The organism is Alkalicaulis satelles (assembly GCF_008630495.1).
Lineage (GTDB): Bacteria > Pseudomonadota > Alphaproteobacteria > Caulobacterales > Maricaulaceae > Oceanicaulis > Oceanicaulis satelles.
Genome location: NZ_VWOJ01000001.1, coordinates 466,432 through 479,939, shown reverse-complemented (window position 1 = coordinate 479,939; position 13,508 = coordinate 466,432). Strand labels below are relative to the sequence as shown.

Sequence of the window (13,508 nt, the reverse complement as noted above, 5' to 3'; positions counted from 1 at the left end):
TGCAAGGTATTCCTTTTCGCGTTATACTCCACGCGTTATGATCAAGTCGTGGCGGAACAAGTCTCTGGAAGTCTTTTTCCGCTCGGGCCGGGTTCCAGCGCGCGCAGGATGGGCGGCGTCAGCCGCGGTGGCGGCCCGCAAGCTTGATATGATTGAAGCCGCAGACCGCCTGGATGACCTGCGGGCGCCTCCGGGCAATCGTCTGGAAGCCCTGAAAGGCGATCTGGCGGGACGCTATTCAATTCGTGTGAACGCGCAATGGCGGATCATATTCGCCTGGCGCGACGGCCATGCCGAGGAGGTGGACCTTGTCGACTATCACTGAACCCGTCCGGCTGCGCACGCATCCTGGCGAGGTCTTGCGCGAGGAGTTCATGAAGCCGCTGGGCGTTTCGCGCAACCGGCTCTCGCGCGAGGCGGGCCTGCCCCTGTCAGCCGTGTCCGCGATCGCAGCGGGACGGCGCGCGGTGACGGCGGAGACGGCGCTGCGGCTGGCGCGCTATTTCGGCACCAGCGCACAATTCTGGGTGAATTTGCAGGGCGCCCATGATCTGGCCGCCGCCGAGGCGTCCGTGGGCGGAGAGATCGCGCGCCACGTCCGCCCGCTCAACGCCGCCTGACGCCTCCAGCAGCCCGTTGGCGTTGACGCGGGGGCCATTGCGGCGGAAAGCTGGGCGCTTCATTTCGCCCGGCCAGAAGAACCCGTCATGACCTCGTCCCCCAGCGATCTCTATTACCGCGAGCGGCGCCTGCCGCCTTATGTCTTCGCCGAGGTCAACCGGATGAAGGCCGCCAGCCGCAAGGCCGGGCGCGACGTGATCGATTTCGGCATGGGCAATCCCGATCTGCCGCCCGCGCCGCATATCGTGGACAAGCTCAAGGAGGTCGCCGCCGATCCGCGCGCCCACCGTTATTCGGCGAGCCAGGGCGTGCCGTCCCTGCGCCGGGCGCTGGCGCGCTATTACGAGCGCCGTTTCAACGTGGCGCTCAATCCCGACACCGAAGTGTGCGTGACGCTGGGCTCCAAGGAGGGGCTGGCCAATCTCGCCCAGGCGATCACCGCGCCGGGCGATGTGATAGTGACCCCTGATCCGTCCTATCCCATCCACATGTTCGGCTTCATCATCGCGGGCGCGGCGGTGCGGGCGGTGAAGTTTGACGATCCCGAGCAATTCCTGCGCGACGTGACGCTGGCGTGCAAACGCTCCATCCCCGCGCCGTCCGCCATGGTGCTGAACTTCCCGTCGAACCCGACCGCGCGCATTGTCGGCCTCGATTTCTACGAGGAGGCGGTGAAGGTGGCGCGCGCCAATAATCTCGTGATCATCTCCGATCTGGCCTATGCCGATATCTGGTTTGACGGCGGGCCGCCGCCCTCCATCCTGGAGGTGAAGGGCGCGCGCGATCTGGCCGTGGAGTTCACCTCCATGTCCAAGACCTATTCCATGCCCGGCTGGCGCATCGGCTTCGCCACCGGTTCGGCCCGGCTGGTCGATGCGCTCAAGCGGGTGAAATCCTATCTCGATTACGGCGCCTTCACCCCGGTCCAGATCGCTGCGGTGGCCGCCCTCGACGGTCCGCAGGACACGGTCGAGGCGGCGCGCGAGACTTACCGCAAGCGCCGCGATGTGATGGTGGAGAGCTTTGCGCGCATCGGCTTCGACATCCCCAGCCCGCCGGCCACCATGTTCGCCTGGGCGCCGATCCCGGAGCGGTTTGCCCATATGGGTTCGGTGGATTTCGCCAAGCTGCTGCTGGAACAGACCGATGTGGCCGTAGCGCCGGGGCTGGGCTTTGGCGAGCGCGGTGATGCCCATGTGCGCCTGGCGCTGGTGGAGAACGAACAGCGCATCCGCCAGGCCGCCCGGGCCATGAAGGGCTTTTTTTCCAAAGCCTGATCGCTCTCCCGTAAGGCGAATCATCGCTTGCGGGCGCCCGCCTGAGGGGCAAGAGTGGCGCGCGTGGAGGCTGTCTTTGACCCTTCCAGGCGCACGCCGGGACCCTGGGCGCAGCGCGTCATGGCCGTGCTGGGCGCCGGGCCGGGCCTCAGCGCGCCCGATCCCTCACGCCTGATCCTGTGGCTGCCGTGCGCGCTGGCGGCGGGGGCGGCGCTCTATTTCGCCCTGCCCGGCGAGCCGCCGGGCTGGGTTCCGCGCGCGCTTCTCGCAGCCGGGCTGGTCCTTCTGGCGGGCGGGGTGATGCTGCGCAGCCGCGCCATCGCGCTCTATGTGCTGATCCTTGGCGCCATGGCCCTGATCGGGCTGGCCCACGCCCAGCTGCGCACCGAGCGCACGGCCCCTCCGCCGCTGGAGGTGACGGGCCGGGCGGTCAGCGCGGAAGGCTGGATCGAGCGGGTGGAGCGCGGCGGCTCGCGCCCGCGCCTGCTGATCCGGGTGAGCTGGCTGGAGGGGGCCGATACCCCGCCCAGACGCATCCGCGTGCGCGCCGGGCTGGGGGATTTTGCGCCCGGTGACGGCGTGCGCGTGCGCGCCGTCCTCAACCGCCCGCCGGGCCCGGCCGCGCCGGGCGGATATGATGGCGGACGCGCGGCCTGGTATGACCAGGTGGCGCTCACCGGCTATGCCGTGACCGCGCTGGCGCCCGCCGATGTGGAGACGGGCGGCTTCTCCCGCTGGCTGGCGGGTCTTCGATGGCGGCTCTCCCAGCGTGTGGGCGAGGCCGCCGGAGAGCGCACCGGCGCGGTGGCCGCCGCGCTGCTGACGGGTGAACGCGCCGGGGTGGAGGAGGCCGACGCCGAGGCGCTGCGCCTGTCGGGCCTGGGCCATATCCTGGCGATTTCCGGCCTGCACATGGCGCTGTTTGCCGGCGGGGTGTTCTTTGCGGTGCGGCTGCTCCTGGCCAGTATCGAGCCCTATGCCCGCGCCCATGATCCGCGCAAGCCCGCCGCCCTGATCGCGATCCTGGCGGCCACCGCCTATCTCATCCTCTCCGGGGCGGCCGTCTCGACCCAGCGGGCCTGGATCATGGCCTGCGTGGTGCTGATCGGCGTGCTCATCGACCGGCGCGCCTTCTCGCTGCGCTCGCTGGCGCTGGCGGCGCTGGCCGTGCTGCTGATTTCGCCCGAGAGCGTAATCCATGCCGGGTTCCAGATGAGCTTCGCCGCCGTGGCCGCCCTGATCGCGGTCTATGAGGCCTGGATGCGCGTGCGGCCCGCGCCTGAAGGCCGCCCCGGCCTGATCGGGCGGGCCTGGGGATCCTTCGCCGGGCTCACCGTGACCTCCCTGGTCGCAGGCGCGGCCACGGGCGCCTTCGCCGCGTTTCATTTCCAGCGCATGGCCGCCTACGGCATGATCGCCAATCTCACCGCCATGCCGGTCTTCACCTTCTGGGTCATGCCTGCGGGCGTGATGGCGCTGGCCGCCGCGCCCTTCGGGCTGGAAGGGGTATTCCTCTACGCCATGGATCAGGGCCTGCGCGTGGTGCTGGCCATCGCCCACTGGACGGCGGGCCTCGATGGCGCGGGCGTGATGGTCACGGCCGCCGATGGCCGCGCAGTGGCGCTCTACGCTTTCGGCTTCGCGCTGCTGACGTTGGGCCTGGGCGCTGCGCGGCTGATGGGCGGGGCGGTGACGCTTATGGCGCTGGCGCTGTGGAGCGCCCAGAGCCCGCCGGACATGATGATCACCGATGGCGGGGTGGCGCTGGCGCGGTTCGAGGACGGGGCGGGCTATCAGGCCACCAACACCCGCCGCGCGCGCTTCGCCGCCACCGTCTTCCTCCAGCGCGCCGGGGAGGGCGGGGCGCGGGCCGAGCGGGCGGGCCTTGCCTGTGATGCGCTGGGCTGTGCGGGGCGCACGTCAGAAGGCGTGCTGATCGCGGTGACGGGCTCGCCCGAAGCGCTGGCGGAAGATTGCGCGCGCGCCGACATCATCCTCTTTGAGGGCCGCGCCAGCGCCTGGCGCAAGCGCCGCTGCGCCGCCATCCTCCTGGACGATCCCGCCCGCGCCGAGCTCGGCGGCGCCGAGCTGTGGATCCGCGACGGCCGCCTGATCCGCCTGCGCGCGGCTAATGATGCCCGGCGGGGGCGGCCGTGGGAGGTGTGAACAACGCTGCACCCCGCACCCCATCCCATCCCCCGCGCTGGCTTATACTCACCCCTGACCGAATCGCGAGGATCATATGGGCGAGCAGTTTCCCGGCGAGGGCGGGCGGATTTTCGAGGAGAGCTTTGAGGACGCGCTGTCCTCGCGCTATCTCGCCTATGCGCTGTCCACCATCACACAGCGCGCGCTGCCTGATGCGCGCGACGGGCTGAAACCCGTCCACCGGCGCCTGCTCTACGCCATGCGGCTTTTGAAGCTGGACCCGGACTCGGCGTTCAAGAAATGCGCGCGGGTGGTGGGCGATGTCATCGGCCGTTTCCACCCCCATGGCGACCAGGCGGTGTATGAGGCCATGGTGCGCCTGGCCCAGGATTTCGCCAGCCGCTATCCGCTGGTGGAGGGCCAGGGCAATTTCGGCAATGTGGACGGCGATGGCGCGGCGGCCATGCGCTATACCGAAGCGCGCCTGACCGAGGCCGCGCGCCTGATCCTGCAGGATTATGACGCGGGCACGGTGGATTTCCGGGCCACCTATGACGGCGAGGACGAGGAGCCGCTGGTGCTGCCTGCGGCCTTTCCGAACCTGCTGGCCAACGGCTCGGCGGGGATTGCGGTGGGCATGGCCACCAATATCCCGCCCCATAACGCCGCCGAGCTGTGTGATGCGGCCCGCCACCTGATCAAGACGCCGGCCGCGCGCACCGAGACGCTGCTCAACTACGTCAAGGGTCCGGACTTCCCCACTGGCGGGGTGTGCGTTGAGCCTGCCGCCTCCATGCTGGAGGCCTATGAGACCGGGCGCGGGGGCTTCCGCCTGCGCGCGCGCTGGGTGGTGGAGGAGCTGACCCGCGGCCAGTGGCGCGTGGTGGTCACGGAAATTCCCTATCTGGTCCAGAAATCGCGCCTGATCGAGCGCATCGCGGCGCTGATGGAGCAGAAGAAGCTGCCCCTGCTGGCCGATGTGATGGACGAGAGCGCGGAGGATATCCGCGTGGTGTTCGAGCCCAAAAGCCGCAGCGTCGATCCTGCGCTGCTGATGGAATCGCTGTTCCGGGTCACCGATCTGGAAGTGCGCTTTGCGCTGAACATGAACGTGCTCGACCCCACCGGCGCGCCGCGCGTGGTGGGGCTGAGAGAGGCGCTGCAGATCTGGCTCGATCACCGGCGCGTGGTGGTGGTGCGCCGCGCCCGCGCCCGGCTGGAGAAAGTGGAAGACCGGCTGGAGGTGCTGGCGGGCTATCTCATCGCCTTCCTCAATCTCGACGAGGTGATCCGCATCATCCGTGAGGAAGACGAGCCCAAGCCTTCCCTGATGGCCGCTTTCGGCCTCAGCGAGCGTCAGGCTGAAGCCATCCTCAATATGCGCCTGCGCTCGCTGCGCAAGCTGGAGGAGATGGCCCTGCGCACCGAGGAGAGCGAGCTTAGAAACGAGCGCGACTCGCTGCAGGACCTGATCGCCGACGAGGCCGTGCAATGGCGCGCCGTGGACGCCGAGATCGCCGAGGTCAAAAAGCGCTTCGGGCCGGACACGGCGCTGGGCAAGCGCCGCACCCAATTCGCCGACGCGCCGTCCGCCGATCTGGCCGACGCCGTGGAAGAGGCCCTGATCGCGCGCGAGCCTGTGACGGTGGTGCTCTCGCGCATGGGCTGGATCCGCGCTCTCAAGGGCCATGTGGACGATCTCTCCGCCCTCAAGCACAAGGACGGGGACGAGACGCTGTTCGCGGTCAAGGCCGAGACCACCGACAAGCTCCTGCTGTTCACCACGGACGGGCGCTGGTTCACGCTGGACGCTTCCAAACTGCCCGGAGGGCGGGGCTTTGGCGAGCCGGTGCGTCTGATGGTGGATGCGGCCGACGACGCTGCGCCGGTGGCGCTGATCCGCCACGATCCGCAGCGCAAGCTCCTGCTGGCGTCAAGCTCGGGCCACGCCTTCATCGTGGCCGAAAGCGAGCTGCCCGCCTCCAAACGGGCCGGGCGCCAGGTGCTCACATTGGGCGAGGGCGCGCGCGCGGTGGCCGCCGTGCCGGTCACGGGCGACCGGGTGGCGGTGCTGGGCGAGAACAAGAAGCTGCTGGTCTTCCCGCTCGGCGACATGCCCGAGATGGTGCGCGGCAAGGGCGTGCGCCTGATGGGCGGCTCCAAGCAGTCGGGGCTGGCCGACATCACGGTGTTTGACAGCGCCGAAGGCCTGATCCGCATCGATCCGGCGGGCCGGCGCCATCTGGTTGAGGACTGGAAGCTCTTTGAAGGCAAGCGCGCCCAGGCGGGCAAGCTGGCGCCCAAGGGTTTTGCGTCCAAGCGCTTTGACGGGCGGTAGGCCGCGATCGGCTTGACCGGCCATTGACCCTGTCTGTCTTGTCAGTTGGCGCTGGGGCGCGCGCGCGTTACACACTGGTTCAGGACAGGCGCGCATCCGCGCCAGGCATAAGGAGTGCGGCATGGAATTCATGGTCTTTCTGGCGATCATCGTTGTGGTCGGCCTGGTCGTCATCCTCATCTACAACCGGCTGGTGGCGCTGCGTCAGACCACGCGCCAGGCCTGGGGCGATATCGATGTCCAGCTCAAGCAGCGCCACGATCTGGTGCCCAATCTGGTGGAGACCGTGAAGGGCTATGCCGCTCATGAGCGCGAGACGCTGGAGAATGTGGTCAAGGCGCGCCAGCAGGCGGTGGACGCCGGCTCGGTCAAGGATCTGGCCCAGGCCGAGAACATCCTGACCGGCGCGCTGCGCCAGCTCTTCGCCCTGTCGGAAGCCTATCCGGACCTGAAGGCGAACCAGAACTTCCTCAAGCTCCAGAACGAGCTGGCCGATATCGAGAACAAGATCGCCGCCGCGCGCCGCTTCTTCAACAACGCCGTGGCCGAATACAACACCGCGATCGAGCAATTCCCGGCGGTCGTGCTGGCGGGCATGTTCGGCTTCACCGCCAAGGAGTTCTTCGAGATCGCCGGCGGCGAACGCGCCGTGCCGAGCGTCTCGTTCTGACCAAGACCCGTTCCGGGCGGCGCGGCCCTTGAAAGGGTGCGCCGCCTGAGTGTTCAAGAGGCCGTCCATGATCGCTGCGGCGGGTCTGCGCACGCATATCTGGAACAATAACCTGAAATCCATCGCCCTGATGGCGGGGTTTCCGGTGTTGCTGCTGGCGCTGACCTATGCAGGGGCGCTCCTGATCATCGCCTATTCGGTGGATGCGCCCTCATCGGCCGAGTTCCTGCTGGCGTGGGACTGGACCGTGGCGGCGATCCCGTGGGCCATCGGCGCGGCGGCGATCTGGTTCGTCATCGCGTGGCTGGGCTATCAGAAGATGATCGACGCGGCCACCGGCGCGCGCGAGGTCACCCGCACGGCCGAGCCGCGGCTCTATAACTTGCTGGAAAACCTGTGCATCTCGCGCGGCATCACCATGCCGTCCTTGCGCATTATCGAGACGCAGGCGCTCAACGCCTATGCCAGCGGGCTGTCGGACAGGCAGGCGGCGGTGACGGTGACGCGCGGGCTGATGGACAGCCTCAATGATGAAGAGCTGGAGGCGGTGCTGGCCCACGAGCTCACGCACATCCGCAACCGCGATGTGCGGCTTCTGGTGATCTCGGTGATCTTTGTGGGGATCATCTCGTTTCTGGGCCAGATCTTCGCGCGCGGCATGCTGCGCGGCTCGCTGATGCGCGCGGGCGGCGCGCGCCGGGGCGGGGGCGGCAATGCCGGCGCGCTGATCCTGGTGGCGCTGGCGATCGTGGCTCTGGCCTACGTGCTGGCGCTGGTGATCCGCTTCGCCATGTCGCGCAAACGCGAATTCATGGCCGACGCCGGGGCGGTGGAACTGACGCGCAATCCCGACGCCATGATCTCGGCCCTGCGCAAGATTTCAGGGCGTTCGGCGATTGATGATGCGCCCGAGGAAGTGCGCCAGATGTTCCTGGACAATGACACCGCCTCGTTTGCGGGTCTGTTCACCACGCACCCGCCCATCCCCAGGCGCATCGCAGCGCTGCAGGCCTATGCGGGCGGATCGGCCTGAGGCGGTTCGTCCTCGCGCAAAAGGTCCTCATAGGTGCGCGCGTAGATGAACCAGACCGAGGTGAACAGGGCCGCGATCACCGGGCCGATCACCAGGCCGATAAAGCCGAACAGGGTCAGACCGCCCAGCGTGGACAGGAGCACCATCAGATCGCTCATCTTGGCGTCCTTGCCCACCAGGGTGGGGCGCAGCACATTGTCCACATTCATGATCACCACCGCGCCGAACAGCGCCACCGCGCCAGCGGCGATGGGCGAGCCGGACATGAACAGCCAGACCGCCGCCGGTCCCCAGACCAGCGGCGTGCCGATGGCGGGAATGATGGAGATCAGCCCGGCCACCGCGCCCCAGAACACCGCGCCGGGCACGCCGGCTATGGCCAGCGCCCCGCCGGTGAGCGTGCCCTGGATGAGGGCGATGACGAAGGTGCCTTTCACCGTGGCGCGGATGGTCGACAGGGTGCGCTCGGCCAGCAATTGCCGGTCGCTGGCGCGCATGGGCAGGAGTTTGAGCGCCTCGCGCAGGGAAGTTTCGCCCGCCGTGAGCAGGTAGAACAGGGCGAACAGGAAGACGATGGCGCCCAGCGCAAAGCCCAGCGCGCCGCCCGTGGCGCGGGTGAGCCCGTTGATCAGCGCCCCGCCCAGGCCCGAGGCCAGCTGGCTGAGACGGCTGGCCAGTTCGGTCTGATAGGGCGCCATGGCGTCCTTGAACGGCACCCAGTCGGGCAGGCCGGCCAGGCCTTCCTCGCGGAAATTGCGGATCTGCTCCTGCAGCCAGGGCAGGGCGGTCTGGCCCACCTCGACCGCCTGCTGGGCGACCACGGCCAGCACCGCCATCAGCGGCAGCAGGATCAGGAAGACCGACAGGATCAGCAGCAGCGAGGCGGCGATTTTCGTGCGCGGCTGGCCCTTGCGGGCCATGCGCACAGACAGCCAGCGCTGCACCGGCATCAGGAACATGGCCAGTATGGCGGCCAGGAACAAGGCGCCGAGAAAATCGCGGATCATCCACACGAAGACCGCACTGAGCGCCAGCGCCAGGGCGGCGATGAAGATCCGTTGCAGCTGGAGGCGGCGCGCGTCGCTAGCCATAGAGCATCCTCGGCAGTCCGGTCGCCAGCCAGGGCAGGGCGATCACGGCGATAATGGCCGCCAGTTGCAGGCCCACAAACGGCAGCGCTCCGCGATACAGCGCGCCGGTGGTCACCTGGGGCGGGGCGACGCCGCGCAGATAGAACAGGGCGAAGCCGAACGGCGGCGTCAGGAAGCTGGTCTGCAGGTTGAGCGCCATCAGAACGCCCAGCCAGATCGGGTCCACGCCCATGAACAAAAGGATGGGCGCCACGATGGGCACCACCACGAAGGTGATCTCGATGAAATCGAGGAAAAAGCCCAGAAGGAACATGATGATCATGACCACGGCCAGCGCGCCGTAGACCCCGCCGGGCACCGCTTCCAGGGCCGCGCGCACGGTCTCGTCGCCGCCCAGCTCGCGGAACACCATGGCAAACAGGCTCGCCCCGATCAGGATCACGAACACCATGGCCGAGATTTGCGCCGTGGCGCGCATCACCGCATCCAGAACGCCCGATTTATGCAGGCGCCACAGCGCCGCCGCGCCGCCCGCCGCGGCGAGAGCTGCGAGGATATAGGCCAGGGTCAGGGCCGGCCCCGGCGCGCCCGAGCGCAGATTGATCACCAGCACCGAGGCGATGAGCGCGGTGAGCGCCAGCGCGCCTGCGCCCACGGCCAGGCGCCCCATAAGCGGATTGACATTGGTCCCGGCATTGCGGAACCCGGCCAGCAAGGTTGCGCCCACCGCGCCCACGCCAGCGGCTTCGGTGGGGGTGGCCAGCCCGCCCAGGATCGAGCCGAGCACAGACGTGATCAGCACCAGCGGCGGCAACAGGGCGGAGAGGATCTTGCCCCAGTCGGCTTTTGCCTCGCTGGGCGGCGCGGCCGGGGCGTGGTGGGGCCGGGTCACGGCGACGAACACCTGATAGAGGATATAGGCGCCCACCAGCATCAGGCCGGGGATCAGCGCCCCGGCGAACAGATCGCCCACCGAGATGATGTCCGGCGAGAATATCCCCTGGCGCCGCTGGGCGTCGGCATAGGCCGAAGAGAGCTGGTCGCCCAGCAGCACCAGCACGATGGAGGGCGGGATGATCTGACCCAGCGTGCCCGAGGCCGCGATGGTTCCGGACGCCAGGGCCGGATCATAGCCGCGCTTGAGCATGGTGGGCAGGGACAGAAGCCCCATGGTCACCACCGTGGCGCCCACAATCCCGGTGGAGGCGGCCAGCAGCGCGCCCACGATCACCACCGAGATGCCCAGCCCGCCGCGCAGCGCGCCGAACAGCGCGCCCATGGCTTCGAGCAATTCCTCGGCGATGCGTGATTTCTCCAGCATCACGCCCATGAAGACGAACAGCGGCACGGCGACCAGGATCGCCTTGTCCATCTCCATGATGTTGCCGTAGATGCGCTGGGGGAAGGCGCGCATGTGCAGCGGATCAAACAGGTCCAGCGCCAGCCCGATCAGGGCGAAGGCCAGCGCCACGCCCGCCAGGGTGAAGGCCACCGGATAACCCCGCAGCAGCGCGGCGAAGGCGGCGGCGAACATCAAAAACGGCAGGAGATCGATCAGCCAGTTCATGGGCTAGAGCTCCTGTCCGGCGTATTCGCCCGGCGAGGGCGGCGCGGTGCGCCCGGCCAGCGTCAGCGCGGCGCGCGCGGCCATGGACGCGCCTTGAAGGATCATCATCACGGCGAAGACCGGGATCAGGGTTTTGAGCAGGAAGACCAGCGGCAGGCCGTCGCCCTCGCGCGAGCGCTCCAATATCCGCCAGGCCGCGCCCACATATCCGCTGGAGGTGATCAGGATCAGAATGCACATGGGCATCAGGGCGAGATAAGTCCCGGCCAGATTGGTCCAGGCCCGCGCACGCATGCTGAGACGCGAATAGAAAATGTCCACGCGCACATGCGACCCGTTCAGGAGCGCGGCTGCGCTGGACAGCAGGAACAGCGCTGAATGGAGATAGATGACGCTCTCCTGCAGGCGCGTGAAGGACAGGCCGAACACATAGCGCTGGATCACGATCACAGCGGTCACCACCACCAGCGCCAGCGCGGCCCAGCGGGTCATGTCGGCGATGGCGGTGCTGACCGCGTCTATCGCGAGCGCAGACCGGCGCAAGCCTTCGGCCAGCGCTCCGGGCAGGCCGGCGAACCGGCCCCAGACTGCAGCCAGCAGCGGGACCGCCAGCAGGGGCGAGAGGATAAGGCCGATCCAGCCCAGCGCCGCGCCCGCCTGACGGCCAAGCCCGGACAGATGGGCCTGCAGCCAGGCGCCAATAGCGCCGCCGGTCAGGGCATCCACCGCCAGCCCGGTGAGCACCAGGGCGAGCAGGATGAGCAGCAGCGCGTCGCCTGCGCGCATGAGGGTCAGCCCCCCAGGATCATGTCGCGGCGTTGGAGATAGGGCGCTTCGGAGACCGAGCCCCAGGCGCGCATCACGCGGCGGGCCTCGATATAGCTGTCATAGACCCGCCGGGTGAGTTCGTCATTGCGCGCGCTGTCGGCCACCACCTGTTCGGACACGCGCCCGATCTCGCGCCAGATCTCGTCGGAGAAATCGCGCAGCTGCACGCCGTGGCGGGTGCGCAGGGTCTCAAGCGCGATGCCGTTCTGATAGGTGAATTCGGCCACGCTCTGATTATTGGCCGCGCGGCAGGCGGTGCGCACGATGGCCTTGTGATCCGATGACAGGGAGTCCCAGACGCCCCGGTTGATGCCCACCGCCAGCGCCGCGCCGGGCTCATGGAAGCCCGGCCCGTAATAGAAGGGCGCCTCGCGGTAGAAACCGAAGGCCATGTCGTTCCATGGGCCGACCCATTCGGTGGCGTCGATGGCGCCGGACTGGAGGGCCTGGTAGATCTCGCCGCCCGACAGCGCCACGGCGGCGCCGCCCAGCTCGCGGATCACATTGCCCGCAATGCCCGGAATGCGCATGCGAAGGCCGCGGAAATCGGAGATGGAATTGATTTCGCGCTTGAACCAGCCGCCCATCTGGTGGCCGGTATTGCCCGCCTGGAAGGCGATCAGATTGAACTGGCCGGCCAGCTCGTCCCACAATTGCTGGCCGCCGCCATATTCCACCCAGCCCATGATCTCGGTGGCGGTCAGCCCCATGGGGACCGAGCAGAAGAAATTATAGGCCGGCGAACGGCCCTGCCAGTAATACTCGGCGGCGTGATACATGTCCGCGACGCCGCCCGAGACCGCGTCAAACACCTCGAAAGCGCCGACAATCTCGCCTGCGCCATGGACGCGGATGTCCAGCTCGCCGCTCGACATCTCGCGGATATAGTCCGCGGTGCGCTCGGCCGCCGTGCCCAGGCCCGGAAAGCCCGCCGGCCAGGTGGTCACCATGCGCAGGCGCCGGGTGCGCCGGCGCGCCACGGCGGGCGCGGCCGGTCCGTTCTGGGTCCCATTATCCTGGGAGCAAGCGCTGGCGGCGCCCGCGGCGACGATCGCGGCGCCCGACAGGAATGTACGGCGGTCCATATGTGTCCTCCCCCGAGGTGTGTGATCTTTGTTTGCGGGCCGCGCGGTGATCAGCCGGCGCGGCTCATGGGTTCGGGCGCGGCGAGCCGGTCGCTTTCGGCCAGCATGCGCCAGCCGGACGGTTCAAGCACCTCAAGCGGATGATAGCGCGCCTTGTAATCCATCTTGCGGCTGCCCTGCACCCAGTATCCCAGATACACGTAAGGCAGGCGCGCCTCTCTCGCGCGCGCCACATGATCGAGAATGATGAAGGCGCCCAGGCTGTCGCGCTCGCGTCCCGGCTCGAAGAAGGAATAGACCAGCGAATAGCCGTCCTGCAGGCGGTCGGTGAGGGCGCAGGCCACCAGCACCCCGGCGCTGTCGCGGTATTCCACCAGCTCGGTGCGTGCTGCGCCTTCCTCCACCATGGTGGAGAAGTCGAAGAAATCCATGCCCGCCATGTCGCCATCGCTGTGACGGGCTTCCAGATAGCGGCTCAGCAAGGCGTATTGTTCGGGCGTGGCCTCGGGCTGGCGCGGCAGGCGCAACAGATCGCTATTGCGCTTGAGGATGCGGCGCTGATTGCGGCTGGGTTCGAAAGCCTCGGCGGGAATGCGCGCTGACTTGCACGCTGCGCAACGCTCGCAGGCCGGGCGGTAGAGAATGGACTGGGAACGCCGGAAACCGGCATGGGTCAGGGTGTCGTTGAGGCCCGGTCCGTCCAGCACGTCCACGCGCGTGAACACCTTGCGCTCCTGACGCCCGGGCAGGTACGGGCAGGGCGAGGGCGCCGTCAGGAAGAAGGGCAGCTGGCGTGTGGTGAATGGCCGGGTCACGGTCGTTCCTGCAAGGTCCTTGTCTGCCCATCCTA

Annotated in this window: 12 protein-coding genes; 7 read left to right on the top strand and 5 right to left on the bottom strand. The window is 68.2% G+C overall.

The genetic code is table 11. The features are described from left to right. Positions 1-37: 37 nt before the first annotated feature. The 7 genes from F1654_RS02300 (at position 38) to F1654_RS02270 (ending at position 8,087) form a co-directional block, all read left to right on the top strand. Positions 38-325 carry a type II toxin-antitoxin system RelE/ParE family toxin gene (locus tag F1654_RS02300; protein ID WP_150021882.1) on the top strand — a complete coding sequence of 96 codons (288 nt, stop codon included), beginning with the start codon at positions 38-40 and terminating at the stop codon, positions 323-325. Continuing rightward, entirely contained in the window at positions 309-620 is a 312-nt protein-coding gene (locus F1654_RS02295; RefSeq protein ID WP_233205069.1) for a HigA family addiction module antitoxin, read from the top strand. The genes F1654_RS02300 and F1654_RS02295 overlap by 17 nt, the downstream gene beginning before the upstream one ends. An 87-nt stretch (positions 621-707) precedes the next feature. Next, positions 708-1,898: an LL-diaminopimelate aminotransferase gene (locus F1654_RS02290; RefSeq protein WP_150021880.1), complete on the top strand. Its 1,191-nt coding sequence runs from the start codon at positions 708-710 to the stop codon at positions 1,896-1,898. Positions 1,899-1,961: 63 nt separating this feature from the next. Then, positions 1,962-4,064, top strand: a complete 2,103-nt coding sequence (locus F1654_RS02285; protein WP_150021879.1) for a ComEC/Rec2 family competence protein — start codon at positions 1,962-1,964, stop codon at positions 4,062-4,064. Between the two features lie 76 nt (positions 4,065-4,140). Next, positions 4,141-6,384: a DNA topoisomerase IV subunit A gene (parC, locus tag F1654_RS02280; RefSeq protein ID WP_150021878.1), complete on the top strand. Its 2,244-nt coding sequence runs from the start codon at positions 4,141-4,143 to the stop codon at positions 6,382-6,384. A 121-nt stretch (positions 6,385-6,505) separates the two neighbouring features. Next, entirely contained in the window at positions 6,506-7,054 is a 549-nt protein-coding gene (locus tag F1654_RS02275; protein WP_150021877.1) for a LemA family protein, read from the top strand. A 67-nt stretch (positions 7,055-7,121) separates the two neighbouring features. Beyond that, positions 7,122-8,087 carry a M48 family metallopeptidase gene (locus F1654_RS02270; RefSeq protein WP_150021876.1) on the top strand — a complete coding sequence of 322 codons (966 nt, stop codon included), beginning with the start codon at positions 7,122-7,124 and terminating at the stop codon, positions 8,085-8,087. On the opposite strand, the gene F1654_RS02265 is transcribed toward F1654_RS02270, so the two are convergent. From F1654_RS02265 to F1654_RS02245, 5 genes are read right to left on the bottom strand one after another with little or no spacing between them, the layout of a single operon-like run. Beyond that, positions 8,066-9,178 (bottom strand): AI-2E family transporter, encoded by a 1,113-nt coding sequence (locus F1654_RS02265; RefSeq protein ID WP_150021875.1) that lies wholly within the window; start codon positions 9,176-9,178, stop codon positions 8,066-8,068. The genes F1654_RS02270 and F1654_RS02265 overlap by 22 nt on opposite strands. Next, a complete protein-coding gene (locus F1654_RS02260) occupies positions 9,171-10,745 on the bottom strand; it encodes a TRAP transporter large permease (protein WP_150021874.1) in 1,575 nt (524 codons plus the stop codon). The genes F1654_RS02265 and F1654_RS02260 overlap by 8 nt, the downstream gene beginning before the upstream one ends. Before the next feature lie 3 nt (positions 10,746-10,748). Next, on the bottom strand, positions 10,749-11,531 hold the full coding sequence (locus tag F1654_RS02255; protein WP_150021873.1) for a TRAP transporter small permease subunit: 783 nt from the start codon (positions 11,529-11,531) through the stop codon (positions 10,749-10,751). Positions 11,532-11,536: 5 nt separating this feature from the next. Then, complete coding sequence (locus tag F1654_RS02250) at positions 11,537-12,658, bottom strand: TRAP transporter substrate-binding protein (protein WP_150021872.1); 1,122 nt, start codon at positions 12,656-12,658, stop codon at positions 11,537-11,539. Positions 12,659-12,708: 50 nt separating this feature from the next. Then, positions 12,709-13,473: an arginyltransferase gene (locus tag F1654_RS02245; protein ID WP_150021871.1), complete on the bottom strand. Its 765-nt coding sequence runs from the start codon at positions 13,471-13,473 to the stop codon at positions 12,709-12,711. Between the last annotated feature and the right edge of the window lie 35 nt (positions 13,474-13,508).